This is a genomic window from Psychrobacter frigidicola, assembly GCF_007997305.1.
GTDB lineage: Bacteria > Pseudomonadota > Gammaproteobacteria > Pseudomonadales > Moraxellaceae > Psychrobacter > Psychrobacter frigidicola.
In genome coordinates, this window is record NZ_VORZ01000001.1 from 72,999 (window position 1) to 99,450 (window position 26,452).

Genomic DNA, 26,452 nt, shown 5'->3' on the forward strand with positions numbered 1-26,452 from the left:
TAGAGCGTTGACGTTTGCTTACTGGCAGACTATTAAAAAGCTGCTAAGATACGCTATAGGTTTAGCATATGCAATATGAATTAAACACGTAAGGACAGCGTCAGCTATGGTCATCAGTTTGACAAGAATGCTCCAGTCATTTGGGCAAGCACACAATGATTTACCTGCACAAGCTGCTAAAAATGCGCGGCAAACTGCTGCGCGTGAGCCTATTAATGATGATTCACATTCTAATGTTAAACAAGACCAAAAATCCGTTACAACCCTAACCCAGCCGCAGCGGGTAGAGCGTATTTGTTCGGCTTTAGCACAAGTCAATGATATCCGCACACCAACGCCGCTGACAGATCGCTATTTATCCAATCGCGCGCAGATGCGCCCGACTAATCGACCCCCCTTCGACCCTAATACTTTATGGTTTCTTAAATATGGATACTGTCCGATTATGACTGAACTTGTCGATGTTGTTGATGAGGCCACTTTAAATGCCATGCCAATTGAAGCAGTGGCTATCCTTGATCGTATTAACGGTAAGCTAAAACGCTACCGCGATTGGAGTGAGGAGCTAAATAAAGAACAACAGCAGCAACATAGTGAACGGCAGTTCGTCATTGATAAGCTGGTAACTGAAAGTATTCCTGAAGCATTGCATCATTATGAACAGCTGTTGCGATTTAGTCCGCACCGTACAAAGAACAGCACTGTTCAGGGTAATATGACTGCAGGAGGCATGTTGACTGATCTATTTTTGGAGATTGATTATGAATTAGATGAATTGTTAGATGAGCTACACCAGACCGTGCTTAATCGCCTAGCCTCGACCCATCGTTATGTTAAGAGCCGTACCAAAAAATAAGACAGACTTAATTTTAGCTATCATCGTTCCAAAAAAGCGATATCTTACATAACAATATAGGGCTTTAATTTGCCCTTATTTTTTTGTTTAATATTAGAAGTTAATTTAGTCTTGAATGCTGAAGAGACAATAATAATAAAGAGTTACCTAACACCATAAGAATAAGGAAACTATAATGACTCAATTAACGGCTATGTTAGTGATGTTTGTTTTATACGGTGTGTTGCCGGCAGCGGGAATATATTTAGGTTATCGTGGTATCAAAAAAGTTACGGCGCCAAAAATGCTGGAATATAAAGCTATGCCACAGTTGGGTTATATCCCTGAAAAAAGCTTGCCAGAAGCAGTCAAAAATTCGTTGGCTCAAATCAATGGAAAAGGCGAGAAACTACGGGTAATTTACGGGGATACCAATAATGATGGTCAAATTGACGATAAGGACGCCGTCTCCGAAACTTATGTCATGATTCAAAACTTAATGGATAAGCATATTCCACAAGCGGTTGCTGATTATCGGCGTTTATACGATTTGGAAGGTGCACGCGTTGATACTACTAAAATTAAAAATTCGGATGTCACGGGTAAAGAAGCCTTATTAGAGGTATTAGGGACTATTGATGCTCAATTTGATGACTTATTAGATGCCTCTTATCATCAAGATGGACAAAAGCTGCTAGTGACCAATCGTTATTTACAGCAGCGTTTTGATACTCCTGCTTTCAATACTCAGACTGGTAAGCTTGCAGATGTTGATAATAGTATTAACCTTATTAAGGATAATAGAGAGGAATAATGGAGTAAAGTAGGGGAGTAGTCAAAGGATAAACGAATATGAGTATATTGCTAGGCGTTGGGGTAGTAACCACAGTTACCGTTATATATTTAGGTAAAAAAGGCTGGCAGGCGCTGCATAGAGCGGTAGGTATTACCCCAGGTGTGTTGATTTATAAAAACCCCAATGAACCTTTATCGCTGCTTGATGTGACGTGGCAAAATTTAGCTTTAAATGTTAAGTATTTAAATGGTCTGCCCGATGAACAGTTGCGCCAATTGCAACGTATTGATAATAAGGTGACTACTTATAAAGGTTATCAACGAAATCTACAAGAACAAAACCTAACGGAGGCTCTGACTGAACAAGAATTTGTGCTGCATAAATTGCTTCATACGCGTTTACCAGAGATGCTTACCAGTCATCATCATGTACGAAGCACGAGCGCCGGTGATAATAGAAGTCATACGGATAATATTAACACCGTTCAAGCCAATGAAATTTTGCAAGAAGTGTTAGACAATATCGAAGAGCGCTTAGATAACGGGTTAGAGAGAATGGAGACACAGCACTTACAGGATTTACGAATCATGAAGCGTTACATAGATAGCCATAATGCTTAGCTTAGTCGCTATCTTAGATGATTGTAGATGTAAAAATCTGCCAACGATACACATCGTTGGCAGATTTTTTAATTCAATAGATTAAGTATGCGTTAGTCTAACTTTAGGGCTAACCATTACTATTGCGGGTGTTACGTGAACCACGGCTAGCAGGACTTGCACTGCTTTTAGGTTTTGCGCTCTGACTGCGAGAGCTATCAGTACGGCGAGCCTTGAGTGGTTTATTTTTGATACGTTCTTGCTTATCTTTAGCGGCACCGTGTAGACCAGTACCATAACGAGGGCGCAAGCTTACCAAGTCGGTTAGGATATTAATATCTTTTCTATCCAGCTCTAAGAAGCGACCTGTACGCAGCTCTTTTGGTAGCGCAATGTTGCCATAGCTGGTACGCAGTAGACGGCTTACCTTAAGGCCTTGTGACTCAAACAGACGGCGCACTTCGCGATTACGACCTTCTTTTAGTTTGACATGATGCCAACGGTTCACACCTTCGCCGCCACCATCTTTGATATCATCAAATTTAGCCAAACCATCCTCTAGCATCACACCCGTGGTCATCGCACGTGCTTTCTCAGGGGTAACTTCACCCAATACACGTACCGCATATTCACGCGTGACTTCACTAGAAGGATGCATTAAGCGATGCGCCATCTCGCCGTCATTAGTGAATAATAACAACCCTGATGAATTGATATCCAAGCGTCCCACCATCACCCAACGGTCATGAGTCAATTTAGGCAAACGCTCAAATACAGTCGGACGACCTTCAGGGTCATTTGCTGAGCAAATTTCACCTTCAGGCTTATAGTAAGCCAATACGCGGCGACGCTTCTCATTCTCAGACGTATATTTAATCTGACGGCCATCAACGCGAATCTCATCGCCTTGCTCAACACGGTCACCAATGGTAGCTGGGCCGTTATTTACCGTTACACGGCCTGCTTTAATCACTTCTTCCATCTGGCGGCGCGAACCAAGTCCCATACGAGCGAGGGCTTTTTGTAATTTTTCATCTTTCATAACGATATCCTTGAGTCGGTTGTAGTTACATTTCGCAATGTACGAATTTATAGACGTTCATTCTACGCTATTTCATAAGAAACATAATGAAAAATTTGTACGGTTGAACCATTTTTAGAATACATAATGGTTATTAATCATTGAATATCAATAATTTAAGGGTTGACTGATGCTAATTATCAATATTTATAACAAAAACTTGTGAGGTATAGTTAAATTATGATTAATTCGTTATTGTGTACATAATGTTACCAACAAAAATAGAGTACTTTAGGTATAAGGTAAAATAATTAGCTTTAATATGCTTGAGAATCAAGGTATGCTTATTGCCGACGATGATGTATAGAAAGTGCTTAATGGTAACGGCTGACCGTAGTAATCTTTGCCAAAAACTCGAGATAATGCGCTGTTTGTATTTGATGTTACTATAGGTAGCGAGCCGAGCGTATTATATACCGTCTACGTTTTGGTTTTGTTTCATCTTCAGCAATAATAGCAAGACGCTTACATCCTATAGGTCGTTCTGATCGGAATATATCATAGGCTCTCATCCCTATAGTTGGTACTATTCTACTTATTAGTTGGCTAGCAAAAGGAATAGTCTCACAAGATAATCCATGGGTTTTGCTTGATAATCATGTTTAAAAAAGGGATTACTGTTTAATATTACATTATAGAATTTAGCAAAATTATTATTCGCAGCAATTAATTGAAGAAAAATAAAAAATGCTCGACAGAATATACATTTACGCAGATAAATGGTAACAATTAATTATTTATACACAACTTATGTTATGATGCGGATTATTTTTGCTACTAATGTAAAGATAAGCATGTAGTATAATAAGCTTATCTTACGTGACCTTGCATTACCATTATGATTCTATAGGGTTTCTCATATGAGACAGTCAACCAAGCTGCTAAGTGCAGCATGCCTAGTAATCAGCAGCCTACTTTCTGGTTGTACTGCTACCATCAACTCTGGCCTTCATTCTGGCCCATTGCCACCTAATGGCGAATTTACAGCCGATAATGGCATTCATTTTAATGTTCAACCATTGAGTTTAGCCACACTGCCTCCTAAGCAAGCTGCTGTTCGACCTAACAGTGACCTATCTCGCCTAATTAAATCGTCTCATCGAGTAGACTATCGTATTGCACAAGGTGACGTCCTAAGCATTATCTTAGTTGGCTACCCTGACATTACCACTGCCGGTGCTTCCGGTTATCCAGTAGATCAGCAGGGCTTTATTCAATTCCCGCTGATAGGACGTATTAAAGCCAGTGGCATCAGTGTGCCGCAATTTACCGCTAATCTGCGTGGACAGCTGCAACGTTATCTTAAGTATTCAGACCCCCAAGTCAAAGTGGTTGATTACCGTGGCAACAAATTTTTTATTGATGGTGAAGTGAGTAAGCCTGGCGAGTTCAGTATTGCAGATGCACCAGTTTCATTATATAGCGCACTCTCTATGGCAGGAGGAGCGACCCCAGCTGGCGACTCCAACAATATCGTATTTAACCGTAAAGGCATCAACTATAACGTAGGTCTACAATCATTAAGACAAATGGGCTCGTCAGCCAACCAAATTTATTTGCAAGATGGCGACTCCATTCACGTAAACAGTCAAAGCCGCAATAGAATTTATGTTTTAGGTGAGTTTGGCAAAGTAGAGCCTGTCCCCATTCTCGAGCAAGGCATTAGTTTGGCACAGGTCCTAGGTGAGTCGAATGGTCTGAATTCTAATACCGCCAATGCTGCTAAAATATATGTGGTTCGCGACAATCCAGCAAATCGATATACCAATATCTATTATGTAGATATGCAAACCATTACGAGCTTTGCACTTGCCAACCGTTTTGAGATGCAACCAAACGACATTGTTTATGTTGATCCAACAGGCTTAACACGTTGGAATCGTATTATCAGCTCATTATTACCCTCTTCATCGGCAATTAATTCTATTTCACGTCTCTAGGTAGTAGTAGGTATCATGAGTTTTAATAATATCTTAGTGGTCTGCGTGGGTAACATATGCCGCAGCCCGATAGCTGCCGCTCTTTTGATGCATCACTATCCTGAAAAACATATTGACTCTGCGGGTCTATCAGCCGTGGTAGGTCACCCTGCTGATAGCAAAGCGATGGCAGTCATGTCGGCAAGCCACTCAATCATGTCGGCAAGCCACTCAATAGACGATATGTATATGAGCGACCATATTGCCAAACAGATTAACGAGCAGCTGGTAGGAAAAGCAGACCTGATTTTGACCATGTCAACCAGCCAAAGCAAGTGGATTGAAGAACAGTGGCCGCATTGCCGTGGCAAAACCTTTAGAATCGGACATTGGATTGACAAAGATGTTGCCGATCCTTATGGTCATAGTGAAACAGCATTTGAGACTGCCAAACAAGATATCGTTGACAGTTTGGATCAATGGTTTAATAAAATCTAAGTAGTGACTATTTATGAATACAGATTCAAATAATTTATCAAAGTCTGCCGCCGATAATAATGAGATTGACTTATCGGTTTTTCTGCTGATGTTATTGCGCGGCTGGAAATTTGTGGTTTTTTTTGCATTATTGGGCCTAGCTATAGGGATACTATATAGCCGATATGTAAACCCTACGTTTAGATCAGATGCGCTATTACAGATTGACGAGACGTCACAGGGCATCTCAGCGCTCGGTGCGAATATCTCTGATCTTATTGGATCGGAAGTTAGTAAAGCTCAGACGGAAGCAGAGTTAATAAAATCGCGCATGGTATTAGAGCCTGTCGTAGATATGCTGCACCTTGATATTCGTTTGAATGATCCTACAGTCAACTCTTGGGATAAGATAAAAAACAATCGCACGGATACCCAATTCAACACGCCTGGAGGGGTATCGCTAAAGACAGAAAACGGACAGGTAGAAGTCAGTCAATTCAACGTCTCACAAGACTATCTCAATCGTCCTTTTACTTTGGTAAGATCTGATACAGGATTCGTACTCAGTAATGGCTTTGATGACTTCAAAGGACAGCTGAATCAGCCCCACCGCTTTAAAGGCACAGACGGTGTCATCCAAATTACCGTCACCGATTTACCCGCTGGCGCTCATCCTGTCAATATCACTAAGCAATCTTTACAGTCTACGACAGATTCTATAAACGGTGCCTTATCTGTAACAGAAAAAGGCAAGCAGACCGGCATTATCGCTCTATCTCTAACTGGGGCAAACCAACAGCAAACAACCTCAATATTAAAGCAAATCCTTTTATCTTATGTCGATCAAAACCAGTCGCGTGGTTCTGAAGAAACCACTAAAACCATCACTTTTATGGAAACTCAGATACCTACGCTTAAACAAAAGCTTGAGGACTCTGAAGCTGTATTCAATGAGTTTCGTAAAAAATATGGCACTATTGATGTCAGTAAAGAAGCTGAGCTACTATTGACAGAAAACTCTCAAATAGACTCTCAGTTAAATGAACTAAAACTTAAAAGAGCCGATCTGACGACGTATTATACGGAAGAGCATCCACTAGTCGTGCAAATTAATGACCAGCTCAAGGTTCTCAATGATAGAAAGCAAGAGATAAATGGCACTATCTCAGGTTTACCTGAAATACAAAGAGAGTTTTTGAAGTTGTCAGAAGATACTGGTATTAACAGAGAAATTTATCTCACGATGCTCAAAAACTATGAGCAATTAAAAATCGTCAAAGCGGGCCAAATTGGCTACGCACGTATTATTGACCTTCCTATTAGTACCTATAATACTATTGCGCCAAAAAAACTACTGATAATGTTGTTAGCAACAATAATAGGCTCTCTTTTAGGAGCGATATTGGTATTAATTAAAAACTTGATTAGAAATGTAGTTAAAGATCCCGAGCGTTTAGAAGCAAAAACTGGCGTACCAGTGATTGCCACTGTCCCACGCTCGGTAACTTTGGCACGGTTGATGAGGAAGAGCAAGGCATCAAATCGTCTGCTGGCTTATGTTGATCATAATAGTCTGAGCTATGAGGCTATCAAAAGCTTAAGAACGCACCTGATGTTCGGGATGCCAGAAGAAGGCAAAGCCGGTCAGCGTGCTAAAGTGATACTCATCTCAGGTGAAAGTCCAGGTGTTGGTAAATCGTTTATTTCTGCTAACTTATCAGAGGTATTCGCCCAGCTTGACAAAAAAGTCTTACTTATAGATGCGGACATGCGCTTAGGTGAATTGCATAAAATGTTTAAGATAGAACAGAATATTGGTCTAGCAGATTACTTATCACAGAACCGTGAAGTCTTAAAAGACAATAATAATTTATCTAATTTTATTCATCCTACTACTATGGATCATATTGACTTTATGCCTAGAGGTGAGTATCCACAGAATCCATCCTCACTACTAGCCGGTGATAAATTCTCTAATTTAATGACGCAAATAAATCCTCATTATGACTACATTATTATCGATTCCCCACCTATTTTGGCGGCCTCAGATGCGATAATATTATCGCAATATGCAGATAAAGTATTAGTGGTGGCTCGATATAATGACTCTACAGAGAGGCAAGTAGTTTATGCAGTTAAACAAATGAATAAAGCTAATGTACAAGTAGATGGTATTGTTCTTAATGACATGCAGCAAGGTATTATGAATAAATACAGTTACCATTACAGCTATGCTTATGGCAATAATAAATAATCATATTGTCATTACCAATTATCAGTACCGTAAGTGAGTGTTATATTCATGAAGTCGAATTCCAACGATAGCAATTATGATCATAAAATTACCAATACCTGGTTTCAGAGTAGTGCTCAATATCTATTAGCGTTACCACGTAGTGTTAAGCGCGGGATCTTGATAAGCGCCGATTTCATCATGTCAGCTATCTGCTTATTTTTTGCTCTTGCATTACGTTATGGTTATATTAGTAATCATGTTAGCCCCATAGCTCTCTTTGGTTATGCGCTGCTTCCAGTAGTGGGTCTTTATGCTATTGGTTTTTATAAAGGTGTGGCTAGAGTATTCTCTGATGCAGTAATGGGTAGGGTGTTACAGTTATTTATTATCCTTATTGTTCTTTATGAAACCATTATTCAATTTGAGTTATTGCCTAGCATTCCACACACTGTGCCTATTATATTTTTATTCATGTTTTTTGTTTGGGTATGGAACAGTCGACTAACTGTCAAAGAGCTATTAACGCGCTGGCAGGGTAAAAGCCAAAAACGTCTTAGAGATTATACCGGTTATGACAACATTATTATCTACGGGGCAGGAGAGGCAGGTAGGGAGTTACTGGAAGGACTAAAAAATTCTCACAAGTACAATGTAGTTGCTTTTGTTGATGATGATCCGCAACTGACAGGTGCATATCTACTTGGTAAAAGAATTTATGCGGCTAATAAACTAATAAGCTTGGTAGATAAGCTGGATATAGCACAGGTATTTTTGGCTGTGCCATCTATTAGCCGTGCACGTAAAAGACAGATTATAGATGAGCTAGCAGATGTTTCTATTAAGATTAAAGAGCTACCTAGTCTACAAGAGATTGCTGATGAAAAAGTTACTGTAAGCAATATGCGTAAAATAGACATACTAGATGTATTAGATCGACAAACAGTAGAACCAGATGCTGACTTGCTACAAAAAAACATTACCGATAAATGTGTGCTGGTTACTGGCGCAGGTGGTTCTATTGGCAGTGAGCTATGTCGGCAAATTATTAAAAACAAACCCAAAACTTTAATACTTTATGAGTTATCAGAGTTTGCTTTGTACAGCATTCATCAAGAGCTTGTAGCGACACAAGCGAAAAATATTGAATATCAGAATATAAATATAGTAGCCATTATTGGTAATGTTACCAATGAAGATAAACTCTTGAGAATATTTAAAAAGCATCACATTCAAACGGTATATCATGCTGCTGCTTATAAACATGTTCCTATTGTCGAGTACAACCCTTTTGAAGGGGTAATCAACAACGCTAAAGGTACTTACCATTGTGCTCGCGCTGCTATTGGTGCTGAGGTTGAAACCTTTGTACTAATATCTACTGACAAAGCAGTGAGACCTACCAATATAATGGGAGCGTCTAAGCGTTTAGCTGAGCTGATATGTCAAGGGTTAAGTAAAGCAGAACAGAGGAATAGCCATACTAATATTAGCATGGTACGCTTCGGTAATGTGCTGGGCTCATCAGGCTCAGTTGTACCTTTGTTTACTAAGCAAATTGAGCAAGGTCGCGCTATTACAGTCACACATCCAGATGTCACACGCTACTTTATGACTATTCCGGAAGCTGCTAATTTAGTGATCCAAGCGGGTGCTATGGCAATGGGTGGTGAAGTATTTGTACTCGATATGGGTAAGCCTGTCAAGATTGTCGATCTTGCGCGTCGCATGATACACCTAAGTGGCTGCGAGACTAAAGATAATGACCATCCGAATGGCGATATAGAGATTCTATTTACTGGACTGCGGCCAGGCGAAAAGCTCTACGAAGAACTCATTATTGATGAAAATAATGTCAAAGAAACTTATCATCCATTAATTATGCAGGCAATGGAACAAAGCTTCCCGTTGGACGATATTGAAAATACCTTATTTGAGCTCTCTCATAGAGAGCGAGAACATGATGTTATATGGCTAAAACAACAGTTTAAACACTTTGTTGTAGGCTACCAAGAGGGTTCTACACCTATATAATACTAGAGCATATAATATATTAAATTAAATACGGCTAATATAATTCAAAGGAATACTATGATAGATATCAATAACATTAAGATAGCCGTGATTGGTCTTGGTTATGTGGGACTACCCCTTGCAGTTGAGTTTGGTAAGACTAACTCAGTAGTTGGCTTCGATGTTAATACTGACCGTATTTCTGATTTAACGTCAGGTATAGATCATACGTTAGAAGTTAGTAATGAAGAGCTGTCACAGTCATCATATTTGAGCTACAGCTCAGATATCCAAGCGCTTAAAGACTGCAATTTTTTTATTGTAACTGTGCCTACCCCTATCGATGAATATAAGCAGCCAGACTTGACTCCGCTGATAAAGGCCTCAACAGCTATTGGTAGCCTACTGAAAAAAGGTGACATTGTGGTTTATGAGTCTACCGTATACCCAGGTGCTACGGAAGAGGTCTGTATCCCTGTATTGGAAAAAATATCCGGGCTTGTTTTTAATGAAGATTTTTATGCAGGCTACAGCCCTGAGCGTATTAATCCAGGTGATAAAGAACATAGGGTAACTAATATCCTAAAGGTGACTGCAGGGTCTACTCCTGAAGTAGCGGATTTCGTCGATGAAGTCTACAACCTAATTATCACCGCAGGAACCCATAAAGCACCGTCTATCAAGGTAGCAGAAGCGGCAAAAGTCATTGAAAACACACAAAGAGATGTCAATATTGCTCTTATCAATGAGCTAGCAGTCATTTTTAATAAGATGAATATAGATACTGAAGCTGTATTAGAAGCAGCAGGGACGAAATGGAATTTCTTACCCTTTCGTCCAGGCTTAGTAGGTGGGCACTGTATTGGCGTTGATCCTTATTACTTGACGCACAAAGCACAAGCTATCGGCTATAATCCAGAAATTATCCTTGCTGGTAGACGTCTTAATGATGGTATGGGTGCTTATGTAACGACTCAGCTCATCAAGACGATGATAAAAAAGCGTATTCAAGTCGAAGGTGCAAAGGTATTAATACTGGGACTCAGTTTTAAAGAAAACTGCCCAGATGTTCGTAACACTAAAATCATAGATATCGTACATGAGCTACAAGAATACAATATCGAGGTCGATATTTATGATCCTTGGGTGGATAAACTTGAAGCTGAGCGTGAATATAATGTCATTCCTATCACTGAGCCCCTACCTAATCATTATGATGGTATTGTTCTAGCCGTTGCGCATCAAGAGTTTATCAAAATGGGCATAGATAATATTCGCCGTCTTGGTAAAGACGATCATGTTCTCTATGATCTAAAATATATGTTTGCAAAAGATAAAACTGATATCCGCCTATAGTTAATTGTTCAGTTTAAATAATAAGCAATAAGGAAAATAGCTACGATGAAAGATATTAATTACGAACAAATTGAACAAGTACTGCTAACTGATACAAAGACTTGGCTTATCACTGGAGTAGCAGGGTTTATCGGCTCAAATTTACTTGAGACTTTATTAAAGCTTAACCAAAAAGTTATTGGTCTAGATAACTTCGCTACTGGTTATCAGAAGAACTTGGATGAAGTCCAGTCATTAGTCAGCGCAGCCCAGTGGCAAAACTTTAGTTTTATTGAAGGTGATATTAGAAAGTCAGATGACTGTCATCAGGCGTGTGTAGGTGTTGATTATGTATTGCATCAAGCAGCACTTGGCTCTGTACCACGTTCTATAGCAGATCCTATTGCTACTAATGAGACCAATATTTCAGGATTTCTGAATATGCTGACTGCGGCACGTGATGCCAAAGTTTTAAGCTTCACTTATGCAGCTAGTAGCTCGACTTATGGAGATCATCCAGCGTTACCGAAAGTTGAAGATGCTATTGGCAAGCCCTTGTCTCCCTATGCAGTAACTAAGTATGTTAATGAGCTTTATGCTGAAGTATTTGCTCGTACCTATGGATTTGAATCTATTGGTCTTCGCTACTTCAATGTTTTTGGTAGACGCCAAGATCCAGAGGGTGCTTATGCTGCGGTTATTCCAAAATGGACTGCTGCCATGATTGCAGGAGATGATGTCTATATTAATGGCGATGGAGAAACGAGTCGTGATTTCTGTTATATCGATAACACGGTACAGGCTAATATCTTAGCAGCGGTTACCCGTAATCCAGAAGCTAAAGACCAAGTTTATAATGTAGCAGTCGGTGATAGAACAACATTAAATGAATTATTCAAAGCTATCAAGACAGCCTTAGCGGATAATAGTATTGTCTATAACAAGCAACCTGTATACCGTGAATTCCGTGTAGGCGATGTAAAACATTCGCAAGCTGATATAAGCAAAATTAAAACTTTACTGGGCTATAATCCTAAATTTGTTATTAAAGACGGCATTGCCAATGCTATGCCTTGGTATGTTAGTTTTTCAGGTTAAAAACTATTAGAAATAAAGAAAGTTTTCTAACTAAACGTTAGTATGTTTAAAAGGTTTTATATTCTAGAAAGTATAATTAAAAATACACGTTTAAATGATATTTTTAAAATTACGTCTATATTATCTTCTCTATTCTATAAAATCTTGGTTGAATAAATATGAAATCAAACATTTGTTTTTTAATATCTGATTTAGAGAACTCAGGGGGTACACAGCGGATGTTGTGTTGTCTCTGCAATTTATTAGTGGACCACTTTAATATAATCATAATGGTTCATTCTAAAGGTGATTCTTTTTTTCCTCTTGACTCACGTATTAAAATAGATGTTTTGCCTGCTACACCAGGATATCTAAATACAAACTTAGAGATCTATAAAATATTAAAATGTAATAAAATTAAATATTATATTAATTTGGATTCTAACTCTTTAATATTAAATGGTTTTTTTGTTCCAAGATTTACTAAAATAATTCTTTGGGAACATTTTTCAATTGAAAACAACTTTAAAAAGGTGCTTTTTACCATCTCCCGGCATTATTCAGTAATACGCTGTAAAGAATTAGTGTTTTTATCTAAATATGAGGTGATGGCATGGAGCAAATATAGTTTTTTTGCAAAAAATAAATCTGAGCTAATATATAACCCATTATCTATAGATACAAATGATATAGATAAGTCTAATAAAATGCACTTAAAGACATTTCTAGCCATTGGTAATATTACTAATGTTAAAGGTTTTGATATATTGCTTGATGCTTGGGTAACTTTAAATACTGACTGGAAGTTGCGTATAGTAGGTCTGAATGAAGATCAAATGTTAAATCTAAAACATTTAGTAAACACTAGAAATGTTAAAAACATAGAGTTATACGGTAAAGTAAAGAATATACAGGATTTTTACAAAGACGCGTCTGTGTTTTTATTACCTTCTAGAAAAGAAGCGACTCCATTAGTTCTGATTGAAAGTCAAGCTTATGGATTGCCAGCCATAGTTTTTAACCATTTACCAGGAGTTTTAGAGCTGGTAGATGATTCAGCTTTAATTGCAGACTTTGATAGAAAAGCTGAATCCTTTTCAAACGAGATGAAATTGATAATAAGTGATAGTCTTTTATATGAGAACCTACATCTAAATGCATTAAAGAATGCTGATAAATTTAGTTTGGAAGCATTTAAAGAAAGATGGTTAGATATTTTAATATAAAACAATACTATATTTTTTGAAAAGTTAAACTAGGCTCGTTCTGAGACTATGCTATTTAACTTTAACAAAATATTAAATATATTAAGGTTCAGTCTTATTTAATTGTCTTTATAATTAAAAATATTTCTACTTTTCGAGAGTAGTACGTATTATAACAACTGAAGTGCTACGGGCAAGCATACCACATCTAATTTAGATCTTAGTCAATTAATAAATTATGGAATATTAAACTCAATGGCACAATATGTTTTTGTGAAAATTCGCCAATCCGTTGAACCATCAAAAATATTCTCAAAGCTTGAACAGGTCTGTGATTTATTAACACCTGTAGCAATTAAAGGAAAAAGTAAAAATACAGTAGCGGTATGGCCAAAAGGTTCAAACTCTTTTTATGCTATCCAGAATAGCGAGAGTACTGCTAAACCCGAGCATGGCGCGTTAGTGATCGGATGGGTTCAGCAGTCAAATTATAACGGCTCAGATTTGTTCAACTCTGAGTCTGATGGTTCTTATGCTGTTATTAAAAATACTGAAAATGAGTTGTCATTCTTTTCAGACCAGTTCGGATCACGAACTTTATGGTACTACTGTGACGAGAGTGCTGTTATCGTTTCTACCTCACAGCGTGCGATTGTTGCTCTAAAAGGCAGTTTTCAATTTAATGAAGAGGCGCTTGCTTGGTATCTATCATCAGGGTGTCAGGGACCGTTTATTTCTTGGGATAAAGATGTTAAGCAGGTACTTCCACATTTAGAATACAGACTGGACGTTGCTAATTAGTGTGTAGACTCAAAGCAGAAGCCTGGTATGGAACTTCCGTTGTCAGGTAGTACTAAAATGAGTGATTATCTTGATTTGTATGAACAACAAGTAACTACTTCGCTGGATCAGATTGTTAACAGTTATCCCAAAGGACAGGTTTTAATGCCATTGTCTGGAGGACTGGATAGTCGCTTACTGTTGGCGCTCAGTAAAAAAGCCAACCTCGATGATAAGTTGACTCTTGTTAACTGGGGAGTAGCGAACCGAGAAGATGTTTTTGATGATAAAGTAGCTGCCCAGCGTGTAGCAGACTTTTATGGTAAAGACTTATTGGATATGTCCTTGCCTGCTCATATAGACTCTTACAACCAAGTTTTAGATAGTTTCGTGGAAGCAAGTGAAGGTCGTATTGACCACTTTAATGCATTTACAGATGGTTTTAAGATGTGGGATAAATTTTTTCAGAATGGGTATCGAATGATCGTGAGAGGTGATATTCCATTCCCTGCCGGATTTTGCCTTGATGAGCTTCAAATTAGGATAATGATGGGTCTAGAACTGTTTAGTGACTATTCAAATATAGATAGTTTTAACGTAAAAAAATATTCTGAGCTACAGAGTGAATTCCTAACTAAGCGTTTAGATGGAGAGTCGCTAACAAGATGGAGAGATCGAACTTTCACAGGTATTCGTGTACCTATAGTACTTGCAGCATTTTCACATCAAATAAGCGGATTTACAGAAAATAGAACGCCAATGTTAAATTGGACGTTATTTAAGCTTTATATGGGACTACCTGATAAAGAAAAAGGAGACAAACTACATATCAGAAAACTTTGGAAAAAGTATGACCGCAGTGGCACATCTTCCAAAGCAGCTGGCTCGTTGCGCTCAATGGACTCATATTTTAATAACAAGCAGGGCCAAAAGTATTTACTTAAACAGCTTAAATCTTTGGAAGAAAGTAAGTATATTTCTTCAGATTTAGTTACATCTATTCAAAGGCTTCTCTCTGAGCAAAAGTCCTTATCATCAAATCAATAACATGTGACAGTTTCTAGAAAAACAGTAGTTTCCAAAAAAATTCAAGCGTTACTATCAAACTATCTACCAACTTCAATTAAGGCTTATATTAAATCTAAACAAGTAAAAATATTATCTTCGACAACCATAGCTTATCGTATTACTCTTGCAGAAAAAATTATAACTATGTATAAGACTGATTCAAATAAAATTAAGGTGGACTACTGATGTTTCCTAAACGCGTTCTTCATATTATAAGTAAAATGGATCGTGCGGGAGCCGAAACTATGCTGATGAATTTATATCGGCATACTGACCGCAATAAGATCCAATTTGATTTTATAACTTTTACAGATGAAACGGGTGATTACGATGCTGAGATTATAGCATTAGGTGGAAAAGTTATTCCAATTATAGCCAGTAATCCAATTACACGAATGCTGAAACTAAAAAAATTCTTACAACGACATCCTGAGTATACAATCGTACATGCTCATATGTCATTAAGTAATGCTTTCCATTTACTCGCTGCTAAAAACGCTGGAGTTAAGCACCTTATTTCACATGCACATAGCACTAAGAATGGTAAAAGAGGTATAGTAGAAAAAATATATGAGAAGTGGGCCTTAATAACTAACCGTCACATAGCAACATATAAAATAGCATGTGGTGAATTAGCTGCACAGTATTTATTTGGTACTACAAGAAATGTTTTATTATTACCGAACGCTGTTGATATACAAGAAATGGTAACAGTCGCTGAAAATTCTCGTGATTATATAAATCGCGAATTTAGTGACAATGGTCTAAAAATCATTCAAGTGGGTCGTTTATATAAAGTCAAAAACCATACTTTTTCTCTAAAGATTGCTGAAGAACTTAAGAAGCGTCAAGTAAACTTTACAATATATATTATTGGTCAAGGCCCGCTTGAAAAAGATCTAAAGCAACAAGCCCAAGATACCTCGTTACTAGATAATGTTAAGTTTTTAGGGCTACGCACGGACATTACCGAATTAATGGCCAGTGCAGACTATATGATAATGCCGTCTTTATCTGAAGGTTTTCCCGTAGTATTAGTAGAAAGTCAAACCGTTAGGTTAATGACGATAGTTTCGAAAGAGGTACCAGCTGAAGTAGATTTAGGGATTGGTTTAGTTGATTTTTTGCCCATTGACTCCGCTGTCGAATGGGCCGATCATTTATTAGAAAATAAACAATCTAATATATCTAACGAAGAAATAATAAATGTATTGAAGTCAGGCGGTTTTGATGTGGCTTTAAGTGCAGAAAAACTAGCTAAAATGTACATGAGCTTATAATTAAGCACCAGTATGTTTTAAGAAACTTCTATAGAGGAATAAATGCTTCCATATTTATTAGTTCTCAGTTTTGTAATGTTTTGGATTACTCTAGAACAGAAAGTCCTTAATCGCAAATCTTTTTGGTTACCTCTCATAGTTTTGGCATTGTTTGCGGGTATTCGAAGTTATTATGTTGGTACTGATTCACCAGGCTATGTGAGAAGTTTTATTAATCCACTGGATATTGGGGAATTTAAATTTAGAGATGATGTAGAGGTTGGTTACCAACTGTTACAGTATAGTATATTGAGCTTAACACGTAACTATTTCTGGCTGTTTTTTATTACTGGTTTGATAGTTGTTTATTGCTATTTAAAAATGATTAAAAAATATAGTGTAAATTACCTATTGTCTGTTTTCTTGTTTATAACTCTTGGTACTTATATATTCTTTTTTAATGGACTGCGGCAAGGCTTAGCTATGGCTATTTTTGTATTAGCCACTCCTTATTTGCTAGAAAAGAGAATTATTCCTTATGTATTGATATCCTTACTTGCTTCTCTTTTCCATGTTAGTGCCCTGTTTATGATTCCATTCTATTTATTATCTACTATAAAGATAAAAATGATTTATAAGGTTCTAATATCTTTTTTCGGTTCTCTGGTTTCAAGTAGCTTTTTAGTTTCTTATTTTGCAGAAAGTAATCAAAGGTATGAGGTTTATACGGAAGTATCAGAAAAACCTGGAGGTTTATTGGTACTAAGCTTTTTTGCTATAATAATGATTTTTATATACTTTATTAGCAATGTTTATAGAATTAAAGAAGAGAATTTTGATAGGCTTTTTACATTTTATGCTGTTGGTGTGGCTTTTATTATACCAGTTGCTATGCTAGGTACAAATCCATCAGGTCCGCAAAGACTTCTTACTTATTTTATATGGCCGTTAATTCTAGTATTACCTATAGTGTTTAAAAAAATCAATAATACTTTGTTTTCTAGCCTTTTCGTAGGGCTCATTTTAACTTACTTCATTCTAACAGTATCTAGATTTAGTGATTTAACTCCATATATTATTAACCCTATTTTTGAGATTTTCTAATGAATAAGCAAATTTATATCTCTATTGGTATATCCTTTTTTAATGATGAAAAGTATTTAGAAGATGCAATATGTTCGGTGTTGGCTCAAACCCATCCCTATTGGGAACTTATTTTAATAGATGACGGATCGACTGATCGCTCATTAGAAATAGCAAAGTCATATGAAGAAAAAGATAGTCGCATTAGGGTTTTATCTGATGGAGAAAATAAACGTTTAGCAGCTCGCTTAAATCAAGTTATTTTGGCATCTAAATATGATTATATCGCCCGTATGGATGCAGATGATTTAATGAGTAATGATCGACTTGAAAAGCAGTTAAATATTTTGGAAAAAAATAGTGCAATAGACCTTGTCACTACCGGATGTTTAACAATAGGTGAAGATAATGAGCTAACTGGAGTGAGGTTAGGCAAAAATTATCAAATGGACGCAGAAATGATTCTGAATGGACTTACTAATTTGTTACACGCTTCTTTATTAGCACGTAAAAGTTGGTGTGTTAGGAATAAATACAATGAAAATAGGGTAATAGCACAGGATTTTGAACTCTGGTTGAAGTCTGCAAAGAATAATGATTTAAATTATATAGTGATTGAAGAGCCTTTATATTGGTATAGAGTAGCTGAAAATGTAACAATCACAAAATTAATTAAAGGCTATAACACTCAAATTGAAGTTATAAACAATAGCTATAAAGATGTTATAACAAAAAGCAAGAAAAACAAAATCATAAATAAATTTCAGTTGAAAAAATTAATAGTAAAATCTTTAAATAAGTTTGGATTGTTAAAGTTATTACTTCTTCTTAGGTCTGATAAGTATAGTCAAGAGGACTTAGACTATTACAAAAAAAATATTATAGAAATAAAGAAAATGAGAGTTTTATAATATGAAGATTATTCTGATAGGTACCGTAGCTAGTAGCTTTTTAGGTTTTAGATCTGATTTAATCAAGGAGATTATAGCTCGTGGACATCATGTGTATGCATTTACATCTGAATATAGTATAAATGAATTGAAAGAGATAGAAGGTTTAGGAGCAATACCAGTCACCTATAAGCTAAGTCGAGGTGGATTAAACCCTATAGCAGATATAAAGGCAACTCATTCGTTAACTAAAAAAATTAAAATGATAGCTCCAGACTTGGTATTTTCATATTTCTCTAAGCCGATAATTTTTGGTACTTTAGCCGCCAAGTTAGCAAAAGTTCCTAAAGTTATAGGAATGTTAGAAGGACTAGGATATACATTTACTGAGCAACCTGAAGGATTGAGTAAGCGAACCCAAATCATAAAACGATTCCAAGTGCTTCTTTATAAAATAGCATTACCTCAATTAGATGAGCTTATCTTCTTGAATCCTGATGATCCGAACGATTTATTGACTGTTAATAATATAAATGTTAAAGGGTTAAGTGTATTAGGTGGTATAGGACTAAATCTCAAAGAATATTGTTATTCAGATCAATATCCCATAAATATAACTTTTATTTTTATCGCTCGCTTATTAGCTGAAAAAGGCATACATGATTATATAGCCGCTGCTAGAATAGTGAAGGATAAGTATCCAGATACTAAGTTTATTGTGTTAGGTACAATAGATAAAGAAGCTTTAGGTGCCTTAACAGAGAAAGAACTAGAGCGATTAGTAGAAGAGAATATTGTTGAATATCCTGGTCATGTTAACAATGTGTCAGAATGGATAGCAAAATCTAGTGTGTTTGTCTTGCCTTCTTACTATCGCGAAGGAGTACCACGTAGTACTCAAGAAGCAATGGCGATTGGGCGTCCTATTATTACTACTGATGTTCCGGGCTGTCGCGAAACGGTCATCGACGGCTTAAACGGTTTTTTAGTTGAAAAATGGAACCCACAAGCTTTGTCTGAAAAAATGATTTATTTTATTGATCATCCTGATCAGATTGAAAGAATGGGTTATGAAAGCTATAAAATAGCACAAGAAAAATTTGATGCTGATAAAGTCAATCAGCGCTTATTAAAGCTGATGGGTTTATAGGAGCTAAAATGTTAAAGAGACTATTTGATATTACTGTTGCAACAACAGCATTAGTTGTTTTATCTCCGGTATATGGTTTTTTGGTTTATAAGGTTAATAAAAACCTTGGGTCACCGGTGCTGTTTCGGCAGACACGTCCTGGCAAGCATGGTGTGCCATTTGAGATGATTAAGTTTCGTTCTATGATAGATTCTAAAGATACCGATGGTAATTCTTTGCCAGATAGTGGCCGCCTCACAACATTTGGTCAGAAGCTACGCAGTAGTAGTCTTGATGAGCTACCAGAGCTTTGGAATGTAGTAAAAGGTGATATGAGCCTAGTAGGACCTCGTCCACTGCTTATGGAATACATTCCGTTATATAATCAAGAACAGAATCGTCGCCATTTGCTACGTCCTGGTATCACTGGGTATGCTCAAGTCAATGGGCGAAATGCTATCAGTTGGGAAGAGAAGTTTAAGCTTGATATATGGTATGTCGAAAATCAATCATTATGGTTAGATATCAAGATTTTATTTAAAACAGTTGGTAAAGTCTTTAAGGCAGAGGATATAAAGGCTTCTAATCACGTTACTGTCGAAAATTTTAGAGGTAATAATGTCTGACTATACAGCCCTTACTAATAATATAGAGCGATCTGAAGCAGCGTACCACATATATTCTGAACATCCGAATTACCATCACGCCCTACATATCTTTCACGCTAATGAAAAAGTGTATACTTGCTTAAATCACTTATTAGAACTAGAAGTTATGACTAAAGAGATATCAACAAAGGTATTTGACTATTTATTTCATCTTGAAGACTGGTTTTTACAGTTTTCTGCTTTAGAGAAAGAAGTAGAAAACATAGAAGACCGATTCTCTTTTGATTCTTTAAAAAATAGCATACCTTACCCTTCTAATTTTTTAGAGAGTATAAAAGAATGAAATACGGTTTTGCGGGCGATAGACAGCTATCAGTAGAGATATTGAGCTTTTTAATTAATGAAGGGTATAAGCCAAGCTTCTTAATTGTTGGTGATTCTAAAAGTTCAAGTCATAAGCAAGAACTTATTAAGATAAGCGGTTTAGAAGAAAAAAGTATTTATAATATGAGCTTTATGAATGATCCAAAAAATGCAGATGTATTAAATGACTACGAGGTGGATTATATCTTTGGGATTCATTTCCCTTATATTATTTATGAAAATGTGCTTTCTATACCGAAGATTGGCTTTCTTAACTTACACCCAGCTTATCTACCTTATAATAAAGGTTGGCATACGCCAAGTTGGGCCATTATTGATAAGAAAAAATATGGAGCAACTCTACATTTTATGAGTGAAGAGCTCGATGGGGGTGATATAGTAGCTCAGGCAGAAATAGAAGTAGAACCATGTTTCACTGCAAATGAGCTATATAAAAACGTTCTAGAATTAGAAAAAAAGGTTTTTATTGATGCACTACCAGAATTAGTATCATTAAACCCAAAAAGAATACAACAAAGTGGCAAGGGTACCAGCTACAACAAAAAAGCTTTGTCTAGAATTCAACAAATTGATATGGATAATAAAATATTACCTTTGGAACTTATTGACAAGCTTAGAGCCCTTACGACAAATGATGTTAACGAAGCTGCTTATTTCATTGTAGATGGAAAAAAATATAGTATACAAGTGAATATAATAGCTAATTAAATTAAAGTAGTAAAATGAAGGAGCTGTATGCTAAATACAAAGTTTTCACCGTGGCCGAGTTTCACTCAGCAAGAGGCTGATGCTGTTAGCCAAGTCCTATTATCTAATAAAGTGAACTACTGGACAGGGCAAGAGTGTCGTCAGTTTGAACAGGAGTTTGCTGACTGGGCAGATAGTAACTATGCCATTGCTTTAGGTAATGGTACGTTGGCACTAGATGTCGCCTTGCAAGCACTCAATATTGGTACTGGCGATGAAGTTATCGTCACCCCACGTACTTTTATAGCTAGTATCTCCTGTGTAGTCAATGCTGGTGCCATTCCTATCTTTGCTGATGTTGATGAAGCGACAGGTAATATCACTGCTGAAACAATTAGTGCGGTACTGACTGATAAGACCAAAGCTATCATATGTGTGCATCTAGCAGGCTGGCCATGTGATATGGACGCGATGATGGCGATTGCAAATAAGCATGATTTATATGTTATTGAAGACTGCGCGCAAGCACATGGTGCAACTTATAAAGGTCGTAGTGTGGGCAGTATTGGTCATATTGGTGCATGGAGCTTTTGTCAGGACAAGATCATGACTACAGGTGGTGAAGGCGGTATGGTCACCACCAATGATGAACAGCTATGGCGCAAAATGTGGGCGTATAAAGACCACGGCAAAAGTTATGCTGCGGTCTATGAAAAAGAACATCCTCCTGGTTATCGCTGGTTACATGAGAGCTTTGGAACTAATTGGCGCATGCTTGAGATGCAAGGAGTAATCGGTCGAATTCAACTTGGACGTATGAGCGATTGGACCGCGAGTCGTACTGCTAATGCGCAAGCAATCTTGCAGGCGTGTGATCAATGGGCTGCGAAAGGTTATTTGTCTGTGCCCAAGTTAGAAGACACTGCGGAGTTTGCTGACTCTAAGCATGCTTATTACAAGTTGTACGTTTATGTACAGACAGAAAACTTACCTGTTGGCTGGTCGCGTGACCGAATTATTGAAGAGATTAATCAGCTCGATGTACCCTGCTTTTCTGGATCAGCTTCTGAAGTATATTTAGAAAAAGCTTTTGATAATACGGGTCTGCGCCCAGAGCCTAGATTGCCAATGGCTAAACAACTGGGAGAGACTAGTTTGATGTTTTTGGTACATCCAACGCTTACTGAATCAGAGATTAAGCAGACGGTAGAAGCGATTGATACTGTATTTACTAAGATAGATAATTTGAATAAAGCTTGAGTCATATCCCATCGTCATTATCATTTGATAGTGGAGTGAGAGAGGTTTGCTCGCTATCAAATGTCACGTTATCACCATACACATTTATAAAAGTAGCCAATTATGTATAAACAACTGAGCATTCTATTGGGTTTTGGTGTGGTATCAGTGCTAGCATCAGCACAGAGTCTATATATGAACGATATGAGACTTAAGTCAGACCTTGATTGGTTAAACACTCAAGGCGTCACTCAAATTAGTACCAGTACATGGCCACTAACTGCTAATGAAATCGGTCGAGCCTTGCAGTCTGCTAATGCGTCAACCCCTGCGCAGCAGCAAGTACTACAATCTGTTCGAGCTATGCTGAATGAAAGTACTCAAGTCGGCGTTAATGCTTCTGTAGGGCTATATGCTCAGACGGATCGACAGCAGCTTCCGCAAACATTTGCTGATGATCAAATGGCGAGACAACAAGCTACTGTACAAGTAGGCTTTAGTGACAAGCAGTGGGAAGCAAACTTACAAGCTAATGTAAAAAAAGATGATTTGATAAATGATGACGATGTCAGCTTTGAAGGGTCTTATATTGCTGGTACTGCTGCTAATCAATGGCTGATAGCGGGGCAAATTCCTACATGGTGGGGACCTGGAAATGACGGTAGCCTTATCCGAGGTGATGCCAGCCGTCCTGTGGTTGGTGTTACTATGCAGCGTGATGAGCAAAAAGCGCCCACCTCAAAGTATCTATCATGGGTAGGGCCATGGCAATATCAACTATTCGGTGGTCAGCTTGATGATTATGCCGCTGTACCAAAAACAAAACTATTTGGTATGCGTCTTACGGCAGCCCCGTTGCCATGGTTAGAACTTGGGGCGTCCCGTACTTTTATGTGGGGCGGTGACGGCCGACCGCAAAGTTTTAGTTCTTTTGTGGATGCATTAAAAGGAACAAAAGACAATGGCGATACTGGCAAGGAAGACCCTGCTAACCAGCTCGGTGGTTTCGATGCGCGAATGAACCTTGCGCCTTTAGTGAATATACCAGCTGCGGTCTATGCTCAGTATGTAGGTGAGGATGAAGCGGGTGGTCTGCCTGCCAAAAACATGTATCTGCTCGGAGCAGATTATGCCTCTGAGATTTATGATATGCCTTATCAATTATATACTGAGTATGCGGATACGCGCTCCAGTGGCAAAGCACGAGGAGTTTCTTATAATCATTTTAATTATACAGATGGTTACTATCAGCAAGGTTATCCTCTTGGTCACGCTTTAGGAGGCGATACCCGAAGTATGTCTGTAGGCAGTAAACTTTGGATAAATAATAATGACTTTATCCGAGCAAAGTTGCAGTATGCCAAGGTGAATGAATCGGACAGAGATACCAATCAAGCTTTTCCAAATACAGATACCCTAAAAGCTATCGATATTTCGTGGGATCATCAACTAAAACCACAAGCGCTAATCACAACTAGACTTTGGGCAGTGGACTCAAAAATAGAGTCAACTGATGTAGGTGCAGGAATAGGGCTAGAGCTTAAGACTTATTGAGCTTGGTTTTCTGAAGCTTCTAAAATAGGGTTTGTTAAGCTTTTAGCAAACCCTGTTTTTTGGTCTAAATAAAATGATTCTAGCGTAGCCTGGAGTAGATTCACAATGTTATATTCATTAAAAAAATAATGAATAATAATTTTATATTAAATTTCTGGTAGTGTTGAAATGAAGTTTAGAAAAGATATTAACGGCCTTCGGGCAATCGCAGTCATTGCTGTTGTGCTATTCCATTTTAATGCGTCTTGGATGCCTGGTGGCTTTGCTGGCGTTGATGTATTTTTTGTGATTTCAGGTTTTTTGATGACTGGAATTATCTTTAGAGGTATCGAGCAAGAGAATTTTTCTATTTTGAAGTTCTATGTCGCTCGTGCTAATAGGATTATTCCTGCTTTGGCATTGCTTTGCTTGGTATTGATAGTCTTTGGTTGGTTCTATCTCACACCACTAGAATATAAAGCATTAGGTAAGCATGCTGCCAGTAGTGTTAGTTTCTTATCTAATTTTGCTTATTGGAGAGAAGCTGGATACTTTGATGCAGCTTCTCATGAAAAGTGGCTCTTACATACTTGGTCACTATCGGTGGAGTGGCAGTTTTATATCGTCTACCCGTTATTACTGGTTGGTATGCGTAAGTTCTTGTCTATTAAAACCATGAAGATAATGCTGTTGGTAGGAACGGTTTTAGGCTTTATTTTTTGTGTTGTTTCTACCTACAAGTGGCCTAATGCTTCTTATTTCCTACTGTCTGCTAGGGCATGGGAGATGATGATTGGCGGGGTTGCTTATCTTTATCCTTTTACATTGCAAGAGAATAGAAAGAAGTTGGTAGAGTGGACAGCAATTGCTTTAATCGTTGGCTCTTACTTCTTGATATCGGCAGAAGACCCTTGGCCAGGTTATTTAGCACTATTCCCTGTTCTAGGCTCGTTTCTTATTATTCAAGCTCAGCGTAATGACAGTATCATTACAAGTAATATTGTATTCCAAAAAATAGGGGCTTGGTCTTATTCTATCTACCTATGGCACTGGCCTCTCGTGGTCATTATTTACATATTCCCATTACCTAAATATTATATTTATCCGGGGATGGCACTCTCCATACTTCTTGGTTTCCTAAGCTATAAATATGTGGAGAAAATTAGGTTTAGGAATGATTTTTCTAGTTTATTTAGCTATTTTCGAAGTAAACCGATATATATTGCGGGAATTGTAGGACTATTAGGAAGCATGTTGTTTGTAAGTTCTCAAGCCTTTACTTCTTATCGCTTATCGGCAGACCAGATCTTGATAATAGAGCAGAAGCTGAGAGATCCTAGAGAACCAGTTTGTGGAAAAGTGGAAAACGGCGTCTCTCCAAAATGTCTTTACGGTGATGGTCCAGTAAAAGCCATTGTTATTGGTGATAGTCACGCTAATGCTCAGATGGTTGCTATTGGAGAAAGTGCTAAGTTACATCATGGTAGTATTTTAAGTTTTGGCCTAGATAATTGTGTGACAATCAAAGGTATGAAACAAATTGTTAATAATAGAGGAAATGTGGATTTAAACTGTGGACAGTTAGTATCGAATGCTATTGATATATCAGCAAGTAAATACCCTAATATACCTGTGATTATTATCAATAGAACTAGTTCAACACTACTTGGATTCAATGAAGTTGATGATGATAGACAACCTCCAACATTCGTTGATAAGGTTTTCAAAAAAAGAAGTAATGAGTATGTAAACAATATAACTAACCATATGATTAATACGGTTTGTGATTTTTCCCAGAATAATCCTGTTTACTTAGTAAGGCCAACGCCTGAGGTTAAACGGCATGTGCCAAACACTATGTTTAGAAGTTTAATTTTTGGTAAGGATACACATATCAAGATAACACGCGATGAATACAACCAGCGTCATACCGCCGCATTTAAAATGCAAGATGATGCTGCAGCGCGCTGTGGAGCAAAAATATTAGACCCTACACCAATTCTATGCGATGACGGCTACTGTTATGGTGATGTTGATGGAGTTCCACTTTATTTTGATGATGATCATTTAAGTAGTTATGGTTCAGAACTAATTTCACCTATTTATGATGAAGTCTTTAGATAGGGCTAAAATGCTGTTATGGGATATGTATTCTATACCAAACGAAAAATTATCATAACTGAGTTGGGATGAGATATTAAGTAAATTGAATCCATGAAAAG

The 26,452-nt window shown here is 37.5% G+C and carries 23 protein-coding genes; 22 read left to right on the plus strand and 1 reads right to left on the minus strand.

Annotated features, from left to right (window positions below; genetic code table 11):
• Positions 1–106 precede the first annotated feature (106 nt).
• From ES754_RS00310 to ES754_RS00320, 3 genes are all read left to right on the plus strand, one after another.
• A complete protein-coding gene (locus ES754_RS00310; RefSeq protein ID WP_227677797.1) occupies positions 107–856 on the plus strand; it encodes a hypothetical protein in 750 nt (249 codons plus the stop codon).
• Positions 857–1,031: 175 nt separating this feature from the next.
• A complete protein-coding gene (locus ES754_RS00315; protein ID WP_227677796.1) occupies positions 1,032–1,649 on the plus strand; it encodes a hypothetical protein in 618 nt (205 codons plus the stop codon).
• 38 nt (positions 1,650–1,687) lie between these two features.
• Entirely contained in the window at positions 1,688–2,251 is a 564-nt protein-coding gene (locus ES754_RS00320) for a hypothetical protein (protein ID WP_147221010.1), read from the plus strand.
• 109 nt (positions 2,252–2,360) lie between these two features.
• On the opposite strand, the gene rluB is transcribed toward ES754_RS00320, so the two are convergent.
• Entirely contained in the window at positions 2,361–3,272 is a 912-nt protein-coding gene (gene rluB / locus ES754_RS00325) for a 23S rRNA pseudouridine(2605) synthase RluB (RefSeq protein WP_147221011.1), read from the minus strand.
• Positions 3,273–4,171: 899 nt separating this feature from the next.
• Here rluB and ES754_RS00330 point away from each other — a divergent pair.
• The 19 genes from ES754_RS00330 to ES754_RS00420 all read left to right on the plus strand — a co-directional run bounded on the left by ES754_RS00330 (position 4,172) and on the right by ES754_RS00420 (position 26,354).
• Positions 4,172–5,251, plus strand: coding sequence for a polysaccharide biosynthesis/export family protein (locus ES754_RS00330; RefSeq protein ID WP_147221012.1), 1,080 nt, complete (start codon positions 4,172–4,174; stop codon positions 5,249–5,251).
• Positions 5,252–5,266: 15 nt separating this feature from the next.
• On the plus strand, positions 5,267–5,728 hold the full coding sequence (locus tag ES754_RS00335; RefSeq protein WP_147221014.1) for a low molecular weight protein-tyrosine-phosphatase: 462 nt from the start codon (positions 5,267–5,269) through the stop codon (positions 5,726–5,728).
• A gap of 13 nt (positions 5,729–5,741) precedes the next feature.
• Positions 5,742–7,961: a polysaccharide biosynthesis tyrosine autokinase gene (locus ES754_RS00340; protein WP_147221016.1), complete on the plus strand. Its 2,220-nt coding sequence runs from the start codon at positions 5,742–5,744 to the stop codon at positions 7,959–7,961.
• Positions 7,962–8,009: 48 nt separating this feature from the next.
• Positions 8,010–9,974: a polysaccharide biosynthesis protein gene (locus ES754_RS00345; RefSeq protein ID WP_147221017.1), complete on the plus strand. Its 1,965-nt coding sequence runs from the start codon at positions 8,010–8,012 to the stop codon at positions 9,972–9,974.
• 57 nt (positions 9,975–10,031) lie between these two features.
• Positions 10,032–11,309 carry a Vi polysaccharide biosynthesis UDP-N-acetylglucosamine C-6 dehydrogenase TviB gene (gene tviB, locus ES754_RS00350; protein WP_147221019.1) on the plus strand — a complete coding sequence of 426 codons (1,278 nt, stop codon included), beginning with the start codon at positions 10,032–10,034 and terminating at the stop codon, positions 11,307–11,309.
• Between the two features lie 45 nt (positions 11,310–11,354).
• Positions 11,355–12,386 (plus strand): NAD-dependent epimerase/dehydratase family protein, encoded by a 1,032-nt coding sequence (locus tag ES754_RS00355; protein ID WP_147221020.1) that lies wholly within the window; start codon positions 11,355–11,357, stop codon positions 12,384–12,386.
• A 269-nt stretch (positions 12,387–12,655) separates the two neighbouring features.
• A complete protein-coding gene (locus ES754_RS00360; protein WP_170231063.1) occupies positions 12,656–13,591 on the plus strand; it encodes a glycosyltransferase in 936 nt (311 codons plus the stop codon).
• A 234-nt stretch (positions 13,592–13,825) separates the two neighbouring features.
• On the plus strand, positions 13,826–14,371 hold the full coding sequence (locus ES754_RS00365) for a hypothetical protein (RefSeq protein WP_147221024.1): 546 nt from the start codon (positions 13,826–13,828) through the stop codon (positions 14,369–14,371).
• 27 nt (positions 14,372–14,398) lie between these two features.
• Positions 14,399–15,397, plus strand: a complete 999-nt coding sequence (locus tag ES754_RS00370; protein ID WP_147221026.1) for an adenine nucleotide alpha hydrolase family protein — start codon at positions 14,399–14,401, stop codon at positions 15,395–15,397.
• 206 nt (positions 15,398–15,603) lie between these two features.
• Positions 15,604–16,698: a glycosyltransferase gene (locus ES754_RS00375; RefSeq protein ID WP_201538796.1), complete on the plus strand. Its 1,095-nt coding sequence runs from the start codon at positions 15,604–15,606 to the stop codon at positions 16,696–16,698.
• Positions 16,699–16,740: 42 nt separating this feature from the next.
• Entirely contained in the window at positions 16,741–17,781 is a 1,041-nt protein-coding gene (locus tag ES754_RS00380; protein WP_147221028.1) for an EpsG family protein, read from the plus strand.
• Positions 17,781–18,671 carry a glycosyltransferase family 2 protein gene (locus tag ES754_RS00385; RefSeq protein WP_227677794.1) on the plus strand — a complete coding sequence of 297 codons (891 nt, stop codon included), beginning with the start codon at positions 17,781–17,783 and terminating at the stop codon, positions 18,669–18,671. The genes ES754_RS00380 and ES754_RS00385 overlap by 1 nt, the downstream gene beginning before the upstream one ends.
• Before the next feature lies 1 nt (position 18,672).
• A complete protein-coding gene (locus ES754_RS00390; RefSeq protein ID WP_147221030.1) occupies positions 18,673–19,800 on the plus strand; it encodes a glycosyltransferase family 4 protein in 1,128 nt (375 codons plus the stop codon).
• Between the two features lie 8 nt (positions 19,801–19,808).
• Positions 19,809–20,405: a sugar transferase gene (locus ES754_RS00395; protein WP_147221032.1), complete on the plus strand. Its 597-nt coding sequence runs from the start codon at positions 19,809–19,811 to the stop codon at positions 20,403–20,405.
• Entirely contained in the window at positions 20,398–20,730 is a 333-nt protein-coding gene (locus ES754_RS00400; RefSeq protein ID WP_147221035.1) for an ead/Ea22-like family protein, read from the plus strand. Before ES754_RS00395 ends, ES754_RS00400 begins: the two co-directional genes overlap by 8 nt.
• A complete protein-coding gene (locus tag ES754_RS00405; RefSeq protein WP_147221037.1) occupies positions 20,727–21,479 on the plus strand; it encodes a formyltransferase family protein in 753 nt (250 codons plus the stop codon). The genes ES754_RS00400 and ES754_RS00405 overlap by 4 nt, the downstream gene beginning before the upstream one ends.
• A 27-nt stretch (positions 21,480–21,506) precedes the next feature.
• The gene (locus ES754_RS00410) at positions 21,507–22,718 is read left to right on the plus strand and encodes a DegT/DnrJ/EryC1/StrS family aminotransferase (RefSeq protein WP_147221039.1); all 1,212 of its coding nucleotides are present in this window, start codon (positions 21,507–21,509) and stop codon (positions 22,716–22,718) included.
• Positions 22,719–22,820: 102 nt separating this feature from the next.
• Positions 22,821–24,251, plus strand: a complete 1,431-nt coding sequence (locus ES754_RS00415; RefSeq protein ID WP_147221041.1) for a capsule assembly Wzi family protein — start codon at positions 22,821–22,823, stop codon at positions 24,249–24,251.
• A 168-nt stretch (positions 24,252–24,419) separates the two neighbouring features.
• The gene (locus ES754_RS00420) at positions 24,420–26,354 is read left to right on the plus strand and encodes an acyltransferase family protein (RefSeq protein ID WP_147221043.1); all 1,935 of its coding nucleotides are present in this window, start codon (positions 24,420–24,422) and stop codon (positions 26,352–26,354) included.
• Positions 26,355–26,452 lie beyond the last annotated feature (98 nt).